We start from the raw sequence: 21,085 nt of genomic DNA on the forward strand, positions 1-21,085 counted from the left end.
TAATTATGAAATTTTTAAAATATTCATTATTTCAAACTCTATAAAAACTGATTGATGCTAACTATTAAATAATATGATACACATTGTAAAATCAACCTTCGATTAAAAAATATATCATGAATAAACCTTTATTGCAATAATAATTAACTTACTAAGAAAATTCATCGATAACGATAATATTTAGAGTGTAATAGGTTTATTTATTGTGGTTTATACCCTATTACAAGTTTCACAAAAAAAACTTACAAATGTGAACTGCACCTCTAATTGTTATTTGTGTCTAACAATTGGAATACAGTTCACATGTAAGTTCTTACGATGTGGCTACATTCTTTTCAAGCAATGCAGGGTTTGGTAACATTTCTGGCTCCGTTTTGGTGACTTCAATATAACGAATATGGTGATTCTCCATTTCGTTCACCTTAAACTTAAGTGTACCTAATTCCACGAATCCACCTGTTTCGATATCATAATGCTCTGTTAATACCCAGCCACCAATTGTATCAACATCAGAATCATCAATGTTTAATCCGAAAAGTTCATTTATCTCGCTAATTAGCACTTTTCCATCGATTATATATTTTGACTCATTAACTTTCTGAATGAGTGGCACCTCATCCGCATCGAATTCGTCTCGAATTTCACCAACTATTTCTTCAAGTATATCTTCGACCGTTACTATACCCGCAGTCCCACCATATTCATCAATTAAAATAGCCATTTGAATTCTTTCCTTTTGCATCTTCACAAGTAATTCATGAATAGGAATTGATTCAATCACTTGAATAATAGGACGGATATACTTCTCAATCGAAAAAGATTGTTGTTCATTGAACTGCATAAGATCAGTAAAAATCTCTTTAATATTCACAATACCAATAATATGATCTTTATCTCCATCTACTATTGGATATCGAGTATACTTTTCATCTTTAATGATATCTAAATGTTCTTGAATTGGTGCATCAATTGATAATGAAATAATTTCAGTACGGGGTACCATTATTTCTTTTGCAATTCGATTATCAAATTCAAAGATTTTATTTACATATTTAAATTCAGATTGATTAATTTCTCCACTTTTATAGCTTTCTGATAAAATAATTCTTAGCTCTTCCTCACTATGTGCAAGTTCATGCTCTGACACAGGCTTAAATCCAAAAAGACCTGTAATAAATCGTGCTGAACCGTTTAATCCCCAAATAGCCGGGTACATGATACGATAGAAAGCCATAAGCGGTTTTGCAAACCACAAACTAATCGTCTCAGCCCTTTGAATGGCAATGGTCTTTGGTGCTAATTCTCCAACTACTACATGTAGAAAAGTAATGGTAGCAAACGCGATAACAAATGATAATACACTAGCAATTGAAGTAGACAATTCAAATCGCTCAAAGATAGGTCCTAACAAATGTTCAATCGTTGGTTCTCCTAACCACCCTAAACCTAATGCTGTAATTGTAATTCCTAACTGGCATGCTGACAAATATTCATCAAGATTATCAATAACCTTTTTAGTCGAGCTTGCCCGGTTGTTTCCTTCTGCAATTAATTGGTCAATACGAGAGCTTCTAATTTTTATAATAGCAAACTCAGAAGCTACGAAAAAACCCGTAAGAGCGATTAGAATTGCAACAAGCAACAAATTGACTATGTCCAAATAAGCTTCCTTGCTCCGTTTAAAAAAACGGAGAAGGAGTCACCTCCTGAGAGTATTTCTAAATTTTTTATTCATATTTAATGATCACTAGCGTCCGCTCGGAGTACAATGAGGGATGCTATTAGTCTATATAATTTTATCTCAGCCCCATAGTATCACCCCTCAGTTTATATTAGAATAATCATAATACGAAAGAAAGGTTTCAGTCAAACATAACACGTGGTAGATTTCTTAAATAAATATGTGATAATCCGGTTAAAAATACCTTTTATAATTAAAAATCGCTTCTTATGACCTTAAATGAATGCTTATGATCATTTCAGACGTAATTTTTGATATAGGCTCAAAAAAAGTAAAAATCAGCAGTAAGATTTTTGCTTTTAAAATGAAATCTCTCTACAAATAAAATGACAATAAGTTCATACAAATGAGCACGAAGTTAGGCTAAATGCATTAAGAAGGTACTTATTAGGAAAAACAGCAACCTTTAGAAAATAGCTTAGTTATGATTCCCCTCATCAACCATTTACCTGACTTTTACAGTCTGAAAAAAGTCTTTATAGGTATTTATATAGAAGTCTGCTCCCTGTGACTTATTTTGAAATAAACATGTGAATAAACCAATTTCCTTAGCTGGTAAGATATCTAACTCTCTGTCCCCGACAGCTAAGTCTAATTTATATTTATTATGTAAATATTTATACGAAGTAGCATCTGGTTTTCTTGGAAATCCATCATCTCCTGTTACGATCTCTTTAAAATAGTGATTCCAATTATAAAAATCAATAATTGTTTCTACTTCATTCCTCGGTTTATGTGTCATGATGACATTTGTATTTGATTGCTTTAGAACATCTTCCACAAAAAGAAAGGGTTGTTTTAAGTTTGGTGATAAGGATGTTTCCTTTTCTTTAAATTCTTTAATTTGTTCATCTGTAAGCTGAAAATAGTTTGATGCATGTGTAAAGGAAATCTTAAGTTCTCGATAAATGTCTGCTTTTAAAACTCTCGCCTTTAAAACTTCATATAAACAATCTGTAAATGCTGGGTAAGTATCAAATAATGTTCCATCAAAATCCCATAAAATATTCAAACCTTATCTCCTTTTCACTTTATTCCTAGGTATCGATTGTCGTTAGCTCATGTCATAGAAAATGTTTCCTTGTATATTTAAAATAACCGCAATGGATTCAAATTTTCGCTTCAAAGTAAATAGTACATTTATTTTATCATATTTATCGAATCAATCAGGTACTTTTTTAACCATTAACAGGACGAGCATACCTAAACAAATATAACCAAAAATTGGATATAAAAATGAAATTAATGAACTATACCCTACCTTACTTATAAATGCAGCAACACATAATATTACACAAACAATAACCATCCGTGGCAATTTAAGATATGTTACTATTTGCCTTTCAAGTCCGTAAAGATTTCCTATAACAGATGTAAAAACTTCACCATAAATGACAGCAATATAGATAAAGTAAACCGCAAAAAATGTGGTTCTCATTACCTCTGCCATTGGTATATCGAATTGTGTGAGACTTGTCAGTGAAGAAAGTGCTATATGACTACTAATTAAAATGATTGTTAAGAGTAAACCGCCGAGCATTCCACCCCTTTTCAATACTTTTTCATCTTTTATTTCACTTGCTAATGGGACAAGAACAGCCGAAGCCATAGTCAAGTTAAATGCGGCGTATGAAAAAGCAGATAAAATCCATTTAAATGATGTAACTGTCTCTGAAGGAAATTGCAAAAATACGTCATAAGAAAACGATTGAAATCCAAGAGTTACACTAAATAGAATCAATAATGGAACGACAATAATATTTACACTAAATAATCCCTTTACGCCAAACGTCATGACAAGCATCGTAAGGATAATTGTGATTATGACTCCAAGTCTAATTGAAAGGCCTAGTTGCTCTTTAAAAATGGCTCCTGCTCCAGAAAGCATAATAGATGTTAATCCTAGCAGAATAACCAACATAAAAAGATTAATAACACCACCGATCTTATTACCAAATATAAAGGTCATTAAATCTTGATATGATGATGCGTTAATACGTTTAGATAAGATGAGCATTTTTGTACCAATTGTAATAAACAAAATCCCTGATAATAGGATTCCAGCTAGTCCGAAAACACCATACTTTGTAAAAAACTCCACTATTTCTTTACCAGTAGCAAAACCAGCTCCAACAACAGTACCTACATATACGGCTGCTACTTGAAAAGAAGCAACCCAAGATCTCCTCATCTTCTAACACCTCACTTAAGTTAAACAAAGCTTGTATCATTATATGAAGAAAAACTAGGATGATTCTTTACAAGCTAAATCTATTACCTTTGGTATTGATTACCTAAATTATATCTAAGCTTAAATACTTGAAAGTCAAAAAAGGTCAAGATATACTATGATCAAAGATGGTCAAACATATCGAATAACTTTTTCGGTTTGTTCTCCTATTTACCGATAACAATCTTTATTTAATAGAAGGGGAGTTTTCTAAATGTTTTGTGAAAAGTGTCAAAATAAACAAGCGACTATCCATTTAAACATTCATATAAACAATCAACAAAAACAGGTCAGACTATGTGAGGAGTGTTATGCACACTATAAACAGTCGATACCATCAGGCTTTACGAACGGATTTTCTTCTTTACCATTGGATGAATTCTTTAAAGGACTTCAAAAAGACCAACAAGCAAATCCACAATCACAACAAAATGATGGTGGAGGTATTCTTGACCAACTAGGACGTAATCTAACACATGCTGCACGGGTTGGATTGATTGATCCTGTCATTGGTCGTGACGAAGAGGTAGATCGTATAATTGAAATCTTAAATCGTCGTAATAAAAACAATCCGGTATTAATTGGAGAACCAGGCGTTGGTAAAACAGCTGTAGTTGAAGGACTGGCACTAAAGATTGCGAACAATACTGTGCCCGTTAAACTCGCAAATAAAGAAGTCTATCTTTTAGATGTAGCATCTCTTGTAGCTAGCACTGGTATCAGAGGACAATTTGAAGAGCGGCTGAAAAAGATAATTAGTGAGCTTCAACAACGTAAAAATATTATTCTATTTATTGATGAAATTCACCAGTTAGTTGGCGCGGGCTCAGCTGAAGGTTCAATGGATGCTGGAAATATTTTAAAACCAGCATTGGCACGTGGTGAGCTTCAAATTGTTGGTGCTACTACATTTAAAGAATACCGTGTTATTGAGAAGGATGCTGCACTCGAACGTCGCTTCCAGCCTGTATATGTTCGAGAGCCATCTGAAGAAGAAGCTGTTACTATTCTGAAAGGTATTAAAGCTCAGTATGAAAACTATCACCATGTAACCTATTCAGAGGAAGCGATTAACGCTTGTGTGACATTATCACATCGCTACATTCAAGACCGTTATTTACCAGATAAAGCGATCGATTTACTTGATGAAGCAGGATCTAAAAAGAATCTAACACTTTCAAATGTAAATGAAGAGCAAGTAAAAGAACGCTTAAATCAACTGGCTATACAAAAATCAGAGGCAACAAAAAAAGAAGACTATGAATTAGCAGCAAAACTAAGAGATGATGAAGCTCGTTTAGAGGCTCAGTTAAACCAAGAGATTCCTGGTGAAACAGCTAGTGTTTCAATTGAAGATATCCAAGCTCTTATTGAAAAGAAAACAGGAATACCTGTAGGAAAGCTTCAAAATGATGAACAATCAAAAATGAAATATTTAGAGCAACACCTTTCAGAAAAAGTAATTGGTCAAACGAATGCGGTTAGAAAAGTAGCCAAGGCGATAAGAAGAAGCCGCGCTGGCTTAAAATCAAAGACGAGACCTATTGGTACCTTCCTCTTTGTTGGTCCAACTGGAGTCGGTAAAACAGAATTAACAAAAACATTAGCAGCTGAATTATTTGGTTCAAAAGACTTATTAATCCGTCTAGATATGAGCGAATATATGGAAAAACATGCTGTTTCAAAAATTATCGGCTCTCCTCCCGGTTATGTTGGGCATGACGATGCAGGACAATTAACTGAGAAGGTGCGAAGAAATCCTTATAGCATTATTCTATTGGATGAAATAGAAAAAGCTCATCCCGATGTACAGCATATGTTTTTGCAAATCCTTGAAGATGGTAGACTCACGGATAGTCAAGGAAGAACGGTAAGCTTTAAAGATACAGTCATTATTATGACAAGTAATGCAGGGGTTCAAGAAAAACGGAAAATAGTTGGTTTTGATACAGATACAATGACTGCAGTTGAAGAAAGTCAGCTATTACAATCTTTAGGATCTTTCTTTAAACCAGAATTTTTGAACCGTTTTGATAATATTATTGAATTTTCTGCACTTGAAAAAGACGATCTGCTTAAAATTGTCACATTAATGGTTGATGAATTATCTATAACTCTATTAGAACAGGACATTACATTAAAAATAACAGATGAAGCTATAGAAAAAATTGTAAACATTGGCTATCATCCAGCTTTTGGGGCTAGACCTCTTCGCCGTGTGATTCAAGAACATGTTGAAGATAAGCTTACTGATCTTCTTTTAGATGAAGAAGATGTAACTAGTGTAATTGTGGATATTACTAATGATCAAATCAATGTTTACAAAACTCAGAACTAAATTGTTCCTATCAAAGTGGTTGATCAATAACGATCAGCCACTTTTTTGTATATATTTAAGAATCATAAGCAAAGCTCTGCTACTTTGGAAAAGTAAGATCTAGTGACCCAGCTTCAGCACTTCGAATTTGAAAAAGTCGATTACTTGTCAGTGCTGATCAAAGTACTTCGCTTTTTCCTGTTAAGATTTTCTATTTTTATGTTCGCCTTTGTCAATATTATGATAAAATTTTTAATATAACCTTCACTATATAGCTTATTTTTGTCTTTATTCTGTTTTTACAATACAAAGTTGATCTAAAGAATAAATAACACCTTAAGCATTCAGCTTATTTTAGATAAAAGGGAGTATGCAGATGATTATTTTCAGACGGTTCTTTTTAAAGGTTGTTCAGATGAACCATTGGGTTCTTATTTTCGCAACTTCAACCTTGGTTTTTGCCAGTAGTTACATCATTTATTTTTTAGAACCAGAGACATTTATAAGTCCTTTTGAAGGACTTTGGTGGACAATGACAACAGTCGTAACTGTTGGTTATGGAGACATTTCACCTACAACTGTTCCAGGGAAAATTTATGCGATGTTTTTATTTATAGTTGGAATTGGCCTTATGACAGTATTTATTGGAAAGGTAATTGATTTTATTAGTATGCGAAAAAGATTGCAGGAGGAAGGCAAATTGAAGATAACAACTAAAGATCATATTATCTTAATTAATTGGACGAAAAAAGCAGCAATAACACTAAACGAACTATTGAAAACTTTCAAGGAAATTCGGATTGTGATTATCGATGAAAATCTTGAACGAACTCCTATTTTGCATGAGCAAGTTGAGTTTGTAAAAGGCAGCCCTGCTAATACAGAGATTCTTAATCATGCAAATCTACTTCATAGTAAAACAATTATGGTCTTTTCACCTGATAGTAACCTGACTTCCTCTCAATCAGATGGGCAAACTCTATTAATAGCGACAATAGTTGAAGGGATTGGAAAGGAACATCAATCTAACATCTACACGATTTGTGAAGTTATGGATTCCAATCATATCAATGCCTTTGTTCATGTAAATGTAGAAGAATTTATTACAGCCAATGACACGGCAGCACATTTAGCAGCACGTTCACTTCTCTTTAATGGCTCGAGTGAGATTATTCGACAGTTAACGAGTAATCAGGGCTATGACCTATATTCGATTTCTAAGAAGCCGGAATGGCATACATATGCAGATGCTAGTCAAGCCCTTTCTTTAATGGGAGCTCTTCTCGTTTCAAATGGAAATGATCTTTCCATTATTAAAAATACGAATCACTCAATTCCTGAGAATGCAAATCTATTTATTATTTGTAATAATGACACATATTTAGAGGTTATTTCTTAGAAATAATCGTATATATTAAGGCAAGCAATAGCTTGCCTTTTTGTCATTGTTCCTCTTACTAGCACATATATTGTGATGAGGTGTTAACAATGATAAAATACTCTGACTTTTTGCTTGTACTTTCATTCATTATTCTCCTATTCAACGGATCTGCATTAGGATTTATTTTTTATCAAGAACGTCTTGGACCATTATTTGGTATCATGTTATTTTGTGGGACAAGTCTTTTAGGGGCATTACTTCTTTCATTCGCATATGAAGAGCATTCAACCTACTATTCACGAGTCTTTTTCATTAGTCATCTTGTAGTTACCTGTCTCCCCTTGTATTATTTTGCGATTGCTTCCTTAGTCGCATATAGCTAACTATTCTTCATACTTTTGGAACAACCCTTCATCTAACCAAATAATAGAGCGATATAAAATTCGCTCTTTTTAACCCAATACGATGACCTCCATTTGATCAATAAGATGATATATCGATCTTGACTTCTTAATTCCTCAAACTATATTTGTTACAACTCAACCACTTCCAAAATTCCTTTAATCAAGGTTATAACTCCCCCATTTTTATAAAAGTTCACAACCTTTAAAAGAACTTCTATTGAAACCCTTAAAATATCAAAAATCAGTCCGATATAATAAGTAAGAAAATAAATAGGGAATATGGTGATTTACAATGGATAAAACGTCAATAATTGGAATAGTTTTGGCTATTATAGCAGTTGGGGTTGGGATGACTTTAAAAGGTGTGAGCCCTTCTGCTTTATTGAATGCACCTGCTATACTCATAATTATTTTAGGAACAATTGCAGCAGTCACAATTGCCTTTCCTACTAATGAAATTAAAAATGTACCTAAATTATTCGGAATCATCTTTAAAGAAAAAAAAATACCTACCATTCAGGAATTAATTCCATTATTTTCTGATTGGGCCCAAGTTGCTCGTAAAGAAGGTCTTCTAGCTCTTGAGGCAAAACTATCCGAGATCGATGATCCCTTCTTGAAAAACGGGTTACTTATGGCTGTGGATGGACAAAATGCAGATTTTATTCGTGATGTAATGAGTGAAGAAATCGAAGCTATGGAAGACCGCCACCAAGCTTCAGCAACAATTTTTTCTCAGGCTGGAACATATGCTCCAACACTTGGAGTTCTTGGAGCTGTTGTCGGTTTAATTGCAGCGCTATCTCATATGGATGATACGGCAGCATTAGGACACGCTATTTCAGCAGCATTCATTGCTACAATGATGGGGATTTTTACAGGGTATGTTATATGGCATCCTTTTGCTAATAAATTAAAGCGTAAATCTAGTCAAGAAGTAAAAGTAAAAGAAGTTATGATTGAAGGTGTCCTATCTGTTTTGGAGGGACAAGCTCCAAAGGCCATTGAACAAAAGCTGGCCACATATTTACCTGTTAGTGAAAGAAATAAATTAACTGCTTCAACTATTGAAGGAGAGAGCGTAAATGGCTAGAAAGAAGAAAAAACATAAACATGAGGAACACATGGATGAATCATGGCTTGTCCCTTACGCTGATATTTTGACACTTCTACTTGCCCTTTTCATCGTTTTGTTTGCTGCTAGTTCTGTTGATGCACAAAAGTTCCAAGAAATTTCTGCTGCATTTAACACAGCCTTTACAGGTGGTACGAGTGTTTTAGAATATCCTAGTCCAACACCCGAAGGGGAAATGGAACAGCTTGATCCTCAGGATAAAAAGAATGAGGAGAATACAGAAGAAAAGCAAAAAAGAATTGAGCAACAAAAACTAAAAGAGGTTCAAGTTAAAATCAATACGTACATTAAAGAAAACAAGCTTGAAGCTAACTTAAAAACAATTTTAACAGATGAAGGATTACTCATTACCATTTTAAATGATATTTTCTTTGATTCTGGAAGTGCAGAAATACGAACGAAAGATATGAAGCTTGCTAGTGAAATCTCAGAGTTGCTAATTATGAATCCACCGAGGAACATTATTGTTAGTGGGCATACAGATAATATTCCTATTAGTAACGCCAATTTTGATTCTAATTGGCACTTAAGTGTTATGCGTGCTGTTAATTTCATGAAAATTCTAATTGATAATGACAATCTAGATCCGAAGGGGTTTAGTGCTAAAGGCTTTGGAGAGTTCAATCCGGTTGCTCCTAATGATACAAAGGACGGTAGACAGAAAAACCGACGTGTGGAAGTTCTAATTTTGCCATATGAGCAACAGACGGATAAGTAATATAATGAAAAGACCCAGATAAATATCTGGGTCTTTTCATTATTCTTTATGCTTTAACATGTCACTAGCATGTAAGCCAACTTTTTTTATTAACTCTGTTACAATCTTTTTTTCCTCATCATCAAGCACACTTACAATTTCATTGATCCGTTCCTGGTGAGGAGGAAAAATTTCCTCGATTAATTGCTTTCCTTTTTCTGTTACTTGGGCATGTGTAACCCTTCTATCATTTGGGCACGCTTTACGCACGAGTAAACCCTTCTGCTCTAATTTATCAACTACGTACGTAATACTTCCGCTTGCAAGCAATATTTTACCACCTATTTGCTGTAAAGGTTGGTCACCTTTATGATAAAGAAGTTCTAACACAGCAAACTCTGTAGGATTTAAATTAAATGTTGAGATGTGCTTATTAACCACGTCGTTAAATGCTCGATGAGCTCGTGAAAGCACAATAAAAAGTTTTAATGAATCTTCTATCTGTTGTGTTTTTTCCATCCTTTACTCATTCCTTTTATAAATATCTTGAATTCAAAATAATTTTTATTAGGTATATAATAGATCATGTTTACCCTTAAGTCAAATTTTATAGATATCTGCCAAATGAAAATCATCGATATCAACTTTAAATTTAAAGGTATTCCAATCTGAGTTTAAGCATATTATTTTGAAGAGAACATAGATATTTTATTCATTTGTTTCATTTTCGGATTATTCCGTTATACTATTCCTATATCATTATTTTTTCAAAGGAATTCCTTAATTCTTCAAAGGAGCTAACTCAAATGTCAGGTGTTTTAATTGGTAGTATTTTATCTGCTTTATCTACAGGGTTAGGCGCACTCCCAATTCTGTTTCTACAAGGTACAATTACGCACCGTTGGCGTGATATTTTACTAGCGTTTACAGCTGGAATTATGATGGCAGCGGCCATGTTGGGATTAATTCCTGAGTCATTAAAGTATGGGGGATTAATTGAAGTAACAGTAGGCTTATTACTAGGTGTACTTATCTTGACGACCTTAGAGAAGGCTATTCCACATATTGATTTAGAGCATTCAAAGAGTGGAATTAAATTTGATGAGAAGGCAATGTTAATTATTGCAGCGATAACCTTGCATAACATCCCAGAAGGTTTATCGGTAGGTGTTAGCTATGCTTCAGATGTAAGTGATACTGGTAATTTAATTGCTTTTGCGATTGGATTACAAAATGCCCCAGAGGGATTTTTAGTTGCATTGTTTTTAATTAATCAGAACATAGGAAAAGTCAAGGCCTTTTTGATTGCAACTGCAACAGGAGCAGTAGAAATTGTTGCTTCCTTATTAGGTTTTTATTTAACAAGCTTTATCGGTTTCCTCGTACCGTATGGATTAGCATTCGCAGCAGGTGCGATGCTATTTATTATTTACAAAGAACTTATACCTGAAAGTCATGGTGATGGCAATGAACGTATTGCCACGTATTCATTTATCATTGGAATCCTTTTTATGGTGATATTAATTTATAGTTTTTAGACTAATCAATGGTTCTTCGGTTGCTACTATTCCAACTTCCTTATATCATAAATAGATAATAAACTAAAAATAAGGTTAGCAACCGAGTTTACTTTGATTAAAACTACTGATCAAACCTTCACTTCTAAAGTAGACTAATTTGTCGGTACGTTCTTAATTCATTTTCATTTTGAATTTTTCGGTTGGCTGTAATACCATTCTATTTGAACAAGTCCACTTTTTCATAGCATGAAAAAATCCATGCAATGCTCCTGTTTTTCTATTTTCCTCTTTTATTAATAAATGCTGATATTGAATAAGGAGCATGTCCAATTCTTGACTGCATTTAATTGTACGTTCACTTGTATAACCTTCCTTATTAGCTGTATTAATCATTTCTCCTCTTTTACAATTTATTGTTTCAAGTAGCTTTGTCTTTAATCGACCTTGATTCATTATGAATCCCTCCTAGTTATTTGAAATCATTATAGATACAAAATGGCTATCGATTATAATAAAATAATTCATTACGGAAGTAAAACTGTGTATGAATCCATGCCTCACTTCCATACGATCAAATAAGCTATTTGGAGAAAAATCCATTTGAGAAATCTACGGAAGTCTGAACGATTATTCTCCAAATATATTTAGAGAACGACTTTTCATACTAGTGAAGTATTACAGATTATTCTATGGTTGTAAATACAATCGCAATTTTAGACATTTTTCTCTTAAAAATGAGTGTATTTTCGTTTTAACACTTCTTAATTATTCCTGCTTGCTACCTATATTCCCACTCCACTTTAAATTTAAACTTCCCATTAGAAATTCCTATTCATTTGATTGATTGTTATGGCTAATTGTACGGGTACCACAATTAGAAAACAACGACTTTACCTATTTAGCTGGTTTGTCATTGAGCTCATTTTACTACTTTTGGAAAAACCCTTTACAATAGGTAAGGGCTATTTTCGCAAAGATTTTTGTTTTCCGTACAAAGTACTAATGTACAGTTTTAAGTATATCTTCTTGCTCTCTTCGCTAAATTACTCTGATACCCGTATGGACATAGCTTCTATTTAGATCATAAAAATCCAATAGCCGATTTTTAATAGTACTTAGAGCTACAAACTTTTAGAAAAGAGCCTAGGTAAAAATCCCACAAAAAAAAGAAGAGCTAGAAAACCCTTCTTTAGTTCTTAGATTCAATCTTCTCAATAGAAGCCACACGGAAATCCTTATTCTCTAATTTTTCTACGATCTTCTTTAGCTTCGTTTCTGATAGCTCACCCGATAAATTCAAAATGACTCTTCTTATATACTTGTCACCATTATCAAGAGTCAACAGCCCTTCTATATTGACATCCTTAACAGTTGTAACTAGGTCTTTAATTGCACCCTTATGCTCCTTTGTTCCTACTGTAAGAAGATAACCACCTGTTTGCATCCCAAATGAGTCTTCTAAAACATCCATTATATTTGAGTGTGTTATTATCCCCGAAAATTCATTTTGTTTATTTAAAACCGCTAAGAAAGGAAGTCGCCTAATCGTTATAAATGTTTTAAAAAAGGAATCCTCCTCAAAAATATAGGCATCATGATTTTGAACGAGTGGTTCAATTAAATCTTCATCTTTTCCCTCATGCTCAACATAATGTTCTAATAGATGAACCTTGTATATAAAGCCCACAAATTCTTTTCCGTTTGCTTTTAAGACAGGTACTGAACGAAAACCAGTAGAATTCAAATAATCATATGCCTCTTTTACTGTAAAGCTAAGATCGCAATACTTTACATCTTCCCTTTTAACATAGTGATAACGAACTTTCATATTATCCCTCCAATAGCTATGTATTTCTAAAAACGTATCATAATAACATAAAATAGTAAACCTTGTTTTCTATTGCCAAATAATACTTAAAGCAGTTTTCACGGATATTACTGTTATATATACACTCTATCACCACGTAAATACTATACTAGAAACTTATACAATATAAAAAGAGAGGAGGCGCGCGTTACTCATCGCCTTCTCTCTACACATATTGATTACGCCTCTAATTCTTCTTTTTCATAAATCGGAACCCAGCCCTCAGTAGTTACGAATATCCGAACAGCTACTACTTTTCTGTCTTCCATTAATGTGAAGTAATGTCTCGTATTTTCAGGTACTGATATCAAATCTCCTGGATTTAATTCTACATCGAAGAATTTTCCGTCCTTAGCTTGAATAACGAATACTCCATGACCGCTAACGATAAAACGTACTTCATCATCAGAGTGATGATGCTCTTGTTTAAAGTTTGATAATAACTGATCTAGGTTTGGTGTGCTATCTGAAAGTGAAATAATATCTTGTGCTTGATACCCACGACGTTCAGAAATATTAGCAATTTCAGCTTTAAAAACTTCTAATATTTCCTTTTTTTCATCATCTGTTAATTGAAACTTTTCTTGCAAACGAGTAGGTAACTTTAAAATATCCCATTGCTCATAAATAACTTCTTGCTCTGTTAAAAAACTTGCTACCTCTTCTTGATTTGTTAATCTTTCTCCTGATTCTTGAAAATGAATAGTTGCCATGTCTATTCCTCCTTAAAATTAGCTCATTACTCATGAACTTTATAATTATATAAAATTCAGATGAGCAACTTAACTCACCTGATTTCAATATTATTTACTGGATTGCAAAGCTAATAGCTTCAAATGATATGAAATTAGAAACTCACTAGCTTCTAAATATTTTTTTGCTTCTAATGCATCTTTACCCCATACAGTTATTCCATGATTTCTTATTAATACTGCACCAGCATCGGCTTTAACATATTCACCAAACTCTGCTGCTAATCTTGGTATATCTGCAAAATTATAGATTATTGGAATTGTAATCTCAGCGTCTTCATCCCATAATCCAAATGCCTTGATGATTTCTTGACCTTTAAACGAAATATTACCTTGTTCACCATAAATTTCAGAAATCACATTATTATCAACTGTATGAACATGAAGACTACAACCAGCATTTGTTTTATTATAAATTTCTACATGAAGTAGGGTTTCAGCTGATGGTTTTAGGTGTGTATCTCCAAGTGGCTTGCCCTGACCATCCACTAGTAAAAAGTCCTCACTCGTTTCCTTCGTTTTATCTTTGCCACTTGCCGTAACTAAAAAGCTAATAGGGTCAGAATCAACCTTTATCGCCAAATTTCCACTCGTCCCTGGAAACCAATCTCTTTGCGCCAATACTCGTTTAATATCGGCTAGCTCTTCCCACCGTAATTCCTTTAAACTCATCACCGAACCTCCTCCAGTCTTTCCAAGACGTCTATCACTTCATAAAAAGTAGTAAATGGTTCATGTGGTAGGTTTAATTGATCACATTTTTCTAATAAAAGATCTCTCGCAATGACAAAGTTAGCTAACTTAGCAGCTTGTAAGTCTGTAATTGAATCACCAATGACAATTTTACTTTGATAATCGCTTGTCAGTTGTCTAATCAGTGATGGTTTACAGCAACCACATTCGTTTTCACACCTATCGTCACAGCTATGTGGCCATTCAATGGTGATCCTTTGATTAGAAAAGTCTGCTCTATTACAATATATTTGATCTTCATTTACCAATCCTGCTAAAAGTGGGTAAACAAAAAAATCAATACCACCACTGACAATATATAAAGGAATATCTTTTTCTTTCGTATATTGAACAAACTCACTAAATCCTTGACGTATTTCTGCATGTTCTAATATATAAGCAACAATCTCAGACTTGCTTGATGAAGGTAATAATTGAAACATCTTTCCTACGCCTTCACGAATCGAGATATCCTGTGATAAAACTCCTTCTTTCAAGGAGTTCCATTCTGACGGTGCAAATTTCTTCATAATGGCAATAATATTATCTGTATTTGTAATCGTGCCATCAAAATCACAAATGATTACCTTGTTTTTCATCTACTCACCTCTTTTGCACCCCATAGATCGATTGCTAGCTTCAGATCTTCATTTGAAGATGCTGCTTGCTTTAATGTAGCTCCTGATAATGTTGCTTCAATCGCAGCACGGAATGCCCGACCTCCGCCAGATGCTCCATTAGGGTGACCGTGCACGCCTCCACCTGCATTAATCACTGAGTCATTACCAAAATCTTGAATTAATAACGGAACAAGTCCAGGATGAATCCCGGCTGAAGGAACTGGAAACGTTTCTTTATACGTATCATCCTTCAGACAATTTTCAGCGATACCGATCGCTTCATTTCGATCTAAAGCAACACTTCCATAAGGAGATGGGAATAGTGATAAATCAGCACCAGCTATTCGTAAAAGCTTCCCTAATAGCAAAGAACTCGATACTCCGTATAGTCCTGAAGAAGTATATGCTCCACTAACTGCTGGGTGTGCCATAATTGGTACTTTTATCTCCTGATCCTCTGCTAAGCTTTGAAGCACATCTAAGCCATAGGCAAATACATTAAACAGTAATACATTTGCTCCTAATTCTGTTGCTCGCTTTGCTTTATCTTTTAATTGATACGTTTTTCCAGATAAATTAACTGCATATAAAGCTTTATGTCCTGTTTCCTCATAGACATTTTTTAAAATGGCGTTACCTGCTACAATTCGATCTGTAAATGGTGTTAACGGATTATCAAAAAGGATTTCATCATCCTTTACTAAATCAACTCCACCAAGTACTTGTTGTTTTAGTTGATCTCTTAGGTAGGAAAGGTCTCTTCCAATCACACCTTTAAAGATACTCATTAATAGAGGCCGGTTTTCGACACCAAGTTTCTCTCGTATTCCAGAAACACCAAACACTGGACCTTGGAAGGCAGACTTCACTTCCTTAGAAAACTCTAAATCAATTAATTTAACTTCTCCATCAAGTGACAACTTTCCGAAAACAGTCGTCAATATCGCTGGTAGATCAAGACTATAATTTAAGCTTGGATAAGCAATTTTAATAATTCCCTTTGTTACTGATTTTCCTAAATATTGGTTTGTTCTATGACTATTTTCTAGTTGTTTAACTTCTATGACTCGTCCTTTGTGTGCTTTTAACTGTTCTTGATCAAGCAATGGTAAATCAGTCCACGAACCAACAGTTAACCCTAATGCTATTCCTTCTGCCTTTTTAGCTAGGTCACCTTTTGCATCGTGAACGAGATATGTAGCAATAATTTCACTCACTTTATAACCTACTTTCCTTTTGAAGCATATTTCTGTTATTCTGAATCTTTTTATTAATCTTACTTATTCTATCATTTCTCGACAAAAGATGCCCCTATATTCCCTTTACTTTTTTGTCAAATAGAAAATAAAGGTTTTTAAAGGAATCTGTCATTCATGTATAAAATCCTACAATATGCTTTTCTCTATTGATTAATTTGTCAGTATATTCTCAAATAACGAAACACAAAACAGCCCAATCGACACTAATAGATCGAAGGGGCTGTTACTTACATGAATAACAAGCATATCTCCTTATCTATCAGCGAAAGCTGCAAGAATTAGCACCGTGCTTAAACTAGTGTTAAGTCGGTTGCCGGGCTTCATAGGGCTAGTCCCTCCACCTGCTCTTGATAAGAACGAAACGTTCATAAATGAGTACCCTCATTTTAAAAATTATTATGAATTATGACAGACTGAATTTTTTCTGTCAATACTAAATCTTTCTATTAAAATATATTTAACGCCTTTACTCGATTAGCAGCCTCCATCAATCTCTCCTCAGAAGTCAAAAGACCAACACGTACATAGCCTTCTCCATATTCCCCAAATCCAATTCCTGGTGCTACAACAACATGAGCCTTTTCTAAAAGGTAATCTGAAAAAGCTACTGAAGATGAAAATTGGCCTGGTACTTTAAGCCAGGCGAAAAAAGAACCAGAGGGAGCTGTTACATTCCAGCCAATTTCCTGGAAGGCATGTATCAATACATTTCTTCGAGATTCATACAACTTGTTTAAATCCTCAACACATGTTTGCGGACTTAATAAAGCATGTGCTGCTGCTTCTTGGATAGCACTGAATACACTCACATACATATGGTCTTGCAATAGATTAATAGCCTCAACCACAGAGGGATTACCAACAGCAAAACCAATTCTCCATCCTGCCATATTATAGGATTTCGAAAACGTATAAAGTTCGATCCCAGTTTCTTTTGCTCCCTTTGTCTGTAGATAACTTAATGGGCGTTTACCATCAAAGCCAATTGCACCATATGCAAAATCATGAACAACACAAATATCATGTTTTTTTGCATATTCCACTGTTTCCTCAAAAAATTCAGCTGTTGCTACTGCACCAGTAGGATTATTCGGGTAATTTAAAAACATTAGCTTCGCTTTTTCAGCTACTCTTTCTGATATTAAGCGATAATTAGGTAAAAATTGATTCTCACTCAATAGTGGCATCATTTCCATTTTTGCACGGGCAAGTTCTACACCTGACCAATAATCTGGATAACCAGGGTCAGGGACAAGCACCGTGTCGCCGGGATCTAATAAACATTGAGGTACTTCAACTAGCCCGGCCTTCCCTCCAAAAAGAATTGCTACTTCTGTTGTAGGATCGATTTGAACGTTATATTCCCTTTTGTAAAAGGATGCAATTGCTTCCTTCAAGAACAATTGTCCCCTAAAAGGAGAATATTTATGAAACTCAGGATTTTCTACTGCCTTTTGCATGGCATCTACAATATGTTTTGGTGTTGGCTGATCTGGATTACCTTGACCCAAATTGATTACATCATAACCTTGATCAACAATTTTATTAACCTTCGTAACAAGATTTGCGAAAAATTGTTCTGGTAATGTTTTTAATAATTTCGATTGTTCAAAGACTTTCATCATTTTAACACCTACTCAATAAATTCTTGAAATTCTAGTCACAAATAATATCGTGTAAAAATCAACTTGTAAAGATTTTTTTAATGATTAAGAAAAGTTTGTTGCTTTTACTAAGCAAAAGTTGTATATATTAGGAATTATCGAAAAGTTTGAGTCTATCTTTGTCATTATAACAAAATGTGAATCAAGAACTCTTCTATTGACGTATATACGTTTCCAACAATGAAACATTGAATTGACTAACAATAAATTACTAACTCATTTAGTTGAAACCACTATTTATCATAAAGGTGTGATTTAAATGCAAAAGAAACCCGTTATAACATGTATACAACTCGATATTAAATATGGTGATCCACAGTTTAATTATCAACAAGTAGAGGAGAAAGTTGCTCTAGCAATTGAAATAAGTAAGTCAGCGATTATCGTACTCCCAGAACTGTGGACTACAGGTTATGACCTAACACGATTAAATAAAATTGCAGATGAAGGCGGAATAGTAACACAGCACTTCCTTAGTATGTTAGCAAAGAAATATCGTGTTAATATTGTTGGTGGTTCGGTAGCTAAAAGCATTCAAAATAACGTAACTAACACGATGTATATATTTAATGACAAAGGTGAATTCGTTCATGAATATAGTAAACTACATTTATTTAAATTGATGAATGAGCATCATTATTTAACTTCCGGGACAGAAAAAGGTCTATTCGAACTAAATGGGATAAAAAGCGCAGGAGTTATATGTTACGACATTCGCTTTCCTGAATGGATTCGCGCCCACACTACTCTTGGTGCGGAAGTACTATTTGTTGTCGCCGAATGGCCTGCACCTCGTTTAAATCATTGGAGAACCCTGCTTTTGAGTCGAGCAATTGAAAACCAATGTTATGTAATAGCATGCAATAGAGCAGGAACGGACCCTAATAACGAATTTGCTGGTCACTCTATGATTATTGATCCTTGGGGTACTGTTTTAGCTGAGGCTGATGAACATGAAGGTTCCATATCTGCAACTATCGAAATAGATACAGTCAAAAAAGTTCGTAGTCAAATTCCAATTTTTGAAGATCGCCGCCCTGATTTTTACTAAGTTTTTCCCGAGTAACTATTGACAAATTTAATTCATTATTGGTAATATGCTAATCAAGCGTTTTATTTATTTAAAAATCTAACTATTCGAATTAACATAATCATTAAACATTACTAAAGTTAGTGTTTAATAATATTGATCTCTTATCAAGAGTTGGCAGAGGGACTGGCCCAATGACGCCGCAGCAACCGACCAAACTACCATTTATTAATGGAGTGAAACATTTTCACTTTGGAAACTTTCCAATAGGGCACGGTGCTAATTCCATCAGAAAGTATTCTTTCTGACAGATGAGAGGTGCGAAGCAACGCCTTCAAGCCTCTTTCAAACTAGAAAGAGGCTTTTTCTCTATTACTTTAAATTACTTACTACCTATTTCAATGTCAAAGGTATTTTCTAACTGAAATTCTACTCCTTTGACCTATCATTATTCGATTTTTAAGTTTGAAAATGAGTCTAATAATTAACTTCTTGGAGGTAATAGTATGTGTGCCAAAGAATCTTCTATCTATAAACCATTAACAGAAAGTGAAGCAATTAATCTAGTAAAGCGTCTACAGATATTTAATGAAAATAGCCCACTTACTTGTAAGGAAATTGGTGATGGGAATTTAAATCTCGTTTTTAAAATTACTGATAGTGAAACGAATGAAGGGTTAATCCTAAAACAAGCATTACCTTATGCAAAAGTTGTTGGAGAAAGCTGGCCGTTAACTTTAGATCGTGCCCGTATTGAAGCACATGCACTTTTAAAGCAAAGTGAATTTGTCCCACAATTTGTACCCAAGGTTTATTATGCGGATGAACAGTTAGCCATTACTATTATGGAAGACTTGTCACATTTGCAAATCGCCCGTGCAGCACTTATCGATGGATTGGAACTACCTCTATTATCAACACATATTGGTGAGTTTCTTGCAAAGACTTTATTTTACACATCAGACTATGCGGTTAATCAACATTTCAAAAAGTCATTAGTAAAACAATTTTCAAATCCAGATCTTTGTAAGATTACTGAGGATCTTATTTTCACTGATCCATTCTTTAATCACGATACAAATGATTACGAACCAGAACTTCAACAAAATGTCGAAGTAATCTGGGAGGACCAACTATTAAAGTTAGAAGTTGCCAAACTAAAGCAAAAATTCTTAACCAAGGCCGAAGCGCTTGTACATGGTGATCTACATACAGGTAGTATCTTTGCAGATAATGATGAAACGAAAGTTATTGACCCTGAATTTGCGTACTTTGGACCAATTGGATTCGACGTTGGTCAGGTATTTGGTAATTTTCTACTAAATGCTATTTCACGAGATGAAGATAAACAAGAAATTTTATTTCAACATATCGAAAAGACATGGGGCGTCTTTGTAGGAGAATTCTCACATGCTTGGAAAAACGACGCTTCTGAACTATTCACTAAAACAGATGGCTATTTAGAACATGTATTATCAGAAATTTTTGAAGATGCTGTGGGCTTTGCAGGCTGTGAAATTATTCGCCGCACTATCGGCCTAGCACACGTAGCAGATCTTGATACAATCCAACCACTCGAAAGAAGGATCTCAATAAAACAATTCGCACTTACCTTAGGAAGCCAACTCATTAAGAATCAAAAAACAATTAAACAACCAAGCCAATTTAAAGACTATGTAAAACAAACTGTCTCTTAATAGAAAAGCGCAAGAGCCCCGTTCAGCTACGGATGAACT

At 34.2% G+C, this 21,085-nt stretch carries 19 protein-coding genes and 2 riboswitches; of the genes, 8 read left to right on the forward strand and 11 right to left on the reverse strand.

All coding sequences use genetic code 11. From position 1 onward, the window contains the following. Positions 1–313: 313 nt before the first annotated feature. The 3 genes from AC6CHR_RS09875 to AC6CHR_RS09885 form a co-directional block, all read right to left on the reverse strand. Entirely contained in the window at positions 314–1,660 is a 1,347-nt protein-coding gene (locus AC6CHR_RS09875; protein ID WP_498248480.1) for a hemolysin family protein, read from the reverse strand. 526 nt (positions 1,661–2,186) lie between these two features. Beyond that, a complete protein-coding gene (locus tag AC6CHR_RS09880; protein ID WP_498248482.1) occupies positions 2,187–2,753 on the reverse strand; it encodes an HAD-IA family hydrolase in 567 nt (188 codons plus the stop codon). Positions 2,754–2,903: 150 nt separating this feature from the next. Next, on the reverse strand, positions 2,904–3,932 hold the full coding sequence (locus tag AC6CHR_RS09885; protein WP_498248484.1) for a YkvI family membrane protein: 1,029 nt from the start codon (positions 3,930–3,932) through the stop codon (positions 2,904–2,906). A gap of 253 nt (positions 3,933–4,185) precedes the next feature. On the opposite strand from AC6CHR_RS09885, the gene AC6CHR_RS09890 reads away from it, so the two are divergent. From AC6CHR_RS09890 to motB, 5 genes are all read left to right on the forward strand, one after another. Continuing rightward, positions 4,186–6,309 (forward strand): ATP-dependent Clp protease ATP-binding subunit, encoded by a 2,124-nt coding sequence (locus AC6CHR_RS09890; RefSeq protein WP_498248486.1) that lies wholly within the window; start codon positions 4,186–4,188, stop codon positions 6,307–6,309. A gap of 355 nt (positions 6,310–6,664) precedes the next feature. Then, positions 6,665–7,687, forward strand: coding sequence for a potassium channel family protein (locus AC6CHR_RS09895; RefSeq protein WP_498248488.1), 1,023 nt, complete (start codon positions 6,665–6,667; stop codon positions 7,685–7,687). Positions 7,688–7,776: 89 nt separating this feature from the next. Continuing rightward, positions 7,777–8,052 (forward strand): hypothetical protein, encoded by a 276-nt coding sequence (locus tag AC6CHR_RS09900; RefSeq protein ID WP_498248489.1) that lies wholly within the window; start codon positions 7,777–7,779, stop codon positions 8,050–8,052. A gap of 313 nt (positions 8,053–8,365) precedes the next feature. Further along, positions 8,366–9,166 (forward strand): flagellar motor stator protein MotA, encoded by an 801-nt coding sequence (motA, locus tag AC6CHR_RS09905; protein WP_498248490.1) that lies wholly within the window; start codon positions 8,366–8,368, stop codon positions 9,164–9,166. Beyond that, positions 9,159–9,926, forward strand: a complete 768-nt coding sequence (gene motB, locus AC6CHR_RS09910; RefSeq protein WP_498248492.1) for a flagellar motor protein MotB — start codon at positions 9,159–9,161, stop codon at positions 9,924–9,926. Before motA ends, motB begins: the two co-directional genes overlap by 8 nt. Positions 9,927–9,965: 39 nt before the next feature. Here the strand turns inward: motB and AC6CHR_RS09915 are convergent, their stop codons facing one another. Beyond that, on the reverse strand, positions 9,966–10,424 hold the full coding sequence (locus AC6CHR_RS09915; RefSeq protein ID WP_498248494.1) for a MarR family winged helix-turn-helix transcriptional regulator: 459 nt from the start codon (positions 10,422–10,424) through the stop codon (positions 9,966–9,968). Between the two features lie 287 nt (positions 10,425–10,711). Here AC6CHR_RS09915 and AC6CHR_RS09920 point away from each other — a divergent pair, with 287 nt between their 5' ends. Next, a complete protein-coding gene (locus AC6CHR_RS09920; protein WP_498248496.1) occupies positions 10,712–11,443 on the forward strand; it encodes a ZIP family metal transporter in 732 nt (243 codons plus the stop codon). A 153-nt stretch (positions 11,444–11,596) separates the two neighbouring features. Here the strand turns inward: AC6CHR_RS09920 and AC6CHR_RS09925 are convergent, their stop codons facing one another. From AC6CHR_RS09925 to AC6CHR_RS09955, 7 genes are all read right to left on the reverse strand, one after another. Next, the gene (locus AC6CHR_RS09925) at positions 11,597–11,878 is read right to left on the reverse strand and encodes an aspartyl-phosphate phosphatase Spo0E family protein (protein ID WP_498248497.1); all 282 of its coding nucleotides are present in this window, start codon (positions 11,876–11,878) and stop codon (positions 11,597–11,599) included. Positions 11,879–12,614: 736 nt separating this feature from the next. Continuing rightward, a complete protein-coding gene (gene cbpA, locus AC6CHR_RS09930) occupies positions 12,615–13,253 on the reverse strand; it encodes a cyclic di-AMP binding protein CbpA (protein WP_498248499.1) in 639 nt (212 codons plus the stop codon). Positions 13,254–13,471: 218 nt separating this feature from the next. Continuing rightward, positions 13,472–14,005 carry a 1,2-dihydroxy-3-keto-5-methylthiopentene dioxygenase gene (locus tag AC6CHR_RS09935; protein WP_498248500.1) on the reverse strand — a complete coding sequence of 178 codons (534 nt, stop codon included), beginning with the start codon at positions 14,003–14,005 and terminating at the stop codon, positions 13,472–13,474. Between the two features lie 90 nt (positions 14,006–14,095). Continuing rightward, positions 14,096–14,716: a methylthioribulose 1-phosphate dehydratase gene (locus tag AC6CHR_RS09940; protein WP_498248501.1), complete on the reverse strand. Its 621-nt coding sequence runs from the start codon at positions 14,714–14,716 to the stop codon at positions 14,096–14,098. Beyond that, entirely contained in the window at positions 14,716–15,375 is a 660-nt protein-coding gene (locus AC6CHR_RS09945; protein WP_498248502.1) for a 2-hydroxy-3-keto-5-methylthiopentenyl-1-phosphate phosphatase, read from the reverse strand. Before AC6CHR_RS09945 ends, AC6CHR_RS09940 begins: the two co-directional genes overlap by 1 nt. Continuing rightward, entirely contained in the window at positions 15,372–16,613 is a 1,242-nt protein-coding gene (mtnW, locus tag AC6CHR_RS09950; RefSeq protein WP_498248504.1) for a 2,3-diketo-5-methylthiopentyl-1-phosphate enolase, read from the reverse strand. Before mtnW ends, AC6CHR_RS09945 begins: the two co-directional genes overlap by 4 nt. A 291-nt stretch (positions 16,614–16,904) precedes the next feature. Next, positions 16,905–17,012: riboswitch (SAM riboswitch) on the reverse strand. A gap of 89 nt (positions 17,013–17,101) precedes the next feature. Continuing rightward, positions 17,102–18,277, reverse strand: coding sequence for a pyridoxal phosphate-dependent aminotransferase (locus tag AC6CHR_RS09955; protein WP_498248506.1), 1,176 nt, complete (start codon positions 18,275–18,277; stop codon positions 17,102–17,104). Positions 18,278–18,578: 301 nt separating this feature from the next. Here AC6CHR_RS09955 and AC6CHR_RS09960 point away from each other — a divergent pair, with 301 nt between their 5' ends. Together AC6CHR_RS09960 and mtnK are read left to right on the forward strand one after the other, a co-directional pair. Then, positions 18,579–19,370, forward strand: coding sequence for a carbon-nitrogen family hydrolase (locus AC6CHR_RS09960; protein WP_498248508.1), 792 nt, complete (start codon positions 18,579–18,581; stop codon positions 19,368–19,370). A 140-nt stretch (positions 19,371–19,510) separates the two neighbouring features. Then, a riboswitch (SAM riboswitch) is annotated at positions 19,511–19,667 on the forward strand. A 188-nt stretch (positions 19,668–19,855) separates the two neighbouring features. Beyond that, entirely contained in the window at positions 19,856–21,046 is a 1,191-nt protein-coding gene (gene mtnK, locus AC6CHR_RS09965; protein ID WP_498248510.1) for an S-methyl-5-thioribose kinase, read from the forward strand. The last annotated feature ends 39 nt before the right edge of the window (positions 21,047–21,085 follow it).

The organism is Metabacillus sp. GQ13, assembly GCF_059758525.1.

What these genes read in the sequence shown, in the direction of transcription:
- AC6CHR_RS09885 (WP_498248484.1), bottom strand. Translation starts at nt 3,932, where the DNA reads ATGAGGAGATCTTGGGTTGCTTCTTTTCAAGTAGCAGCCGTATATGTA.
- AC6CHR_RS09890 (WP_498248486.1), top strand. Translation starts at nt 4,186, where the DNA reads ATGTTTTGTGAAAAGTGTCAAAATAAACAAGCGACTATCCATTTAAAC.
- AC6CHR_RS09895 (WP_498248488.1), top strand. Translation starts at nt 6,665, where the DNA reads ATGATTATTTTCAGACGGTTCTTTTTAAAGGTTGTTCAGATGAACCAT.
- AC6CHR_RS09900 (WP_498248489.1), top strand. Translation starts at nt 7,777, where the DNA reads ATGATAAAATACTCTGACTTTTTGCTTGTACTTTCATTCATTATTCTC.
- motA (WP_498248490.1), top strand. Translation starts at nt 8,366, where the DNA reads ATGGATAAAACGTCAATAATTGGAATAGTTTTGGCTATTATAGCAGTT.
- motB (WP_498248492.1), top strand. Translation starts at nt 9,159, where the DNA reads ATGGCTAGAAAGAAGAAAAAACATAAACATGAGGAACACATGGATGAA.
- AC6CHR_RS09915 (WP_498248494.1), bottom strand. Translation starts at nt 10,424, where the DNA reads ATGGAAAAAACACAACAGATAGAAGATTCATTAAAACTTTTTATTGTG.
- AC6CHR_RS09920 (WP_498248496.1), top strand. Translation starts at nt 10,712, where the DNA reads ATGTCAGGTGTTTTAATTGGTAGTATTTTATCTGCTTTATCTACAGGG.
- AC6CHR_RS09925 (WP_498248497.1), bottom strand. Translation starts at nt 11,878, where the DNA reads ATGAATCAAGGTCGATTAAAGACAAAGCTACTTGAAACAATAAATTGT.
- cbpA (WP_498248499.1), bottom strand. Translation starts at nt 13,253, where the DNA reads ATGAAAGTTCGTTATCACTATGTTAAAAGGGAAGATGTAAAGTATTGC.
- AC6CHR_RS09935 (WP_498248500.1), bottom strand. Translation starts at nt 14,005, where the DNA reads ATGGCAACTATTCATTTTCAAGAATCAGGAGAAAGATTAACAAATCAA.
- AC6CHR_RS09940 (WP_498248501.1), bottom strand. Translation starts at nt 14,716, where the DNA reads ATGAGTTTAAAGGAATTACGGTGGGAAGAGCTAGCCGATATTAAACGA.
- AC6CHR_RS09945 (WP_498248502.1), bottom strand. Translation starts at nt 15,375, where the DNA reads ATGAAAAACAAGGTAATCATTTGTGATTTTGATGGCACGATTACAAAT.
- AC6CHR_RS09955 (WP_498248506.1), bottom strand. Translation starts at nt 18,277, where the DNA reads ATGAAAGTCTTTGAACAATCGAAATTATTAAAAACATTACCAGAACAA.
- AC6CHR_RS09960 (WP_498248508.1), top strand. Translation starts at nt 18,579, where the DNA reads ATGCAAAAGAAACCCGTTATAACATGTATACAACTCGATATTAAATAT.
- mtnK (WP_498248510.1), top strand. Translation starts at nt 19,856, where the DNA reads ATGTGTGCCAAAGAATCTTCTATCTATAAACCATTAACAGAAAGTGAA.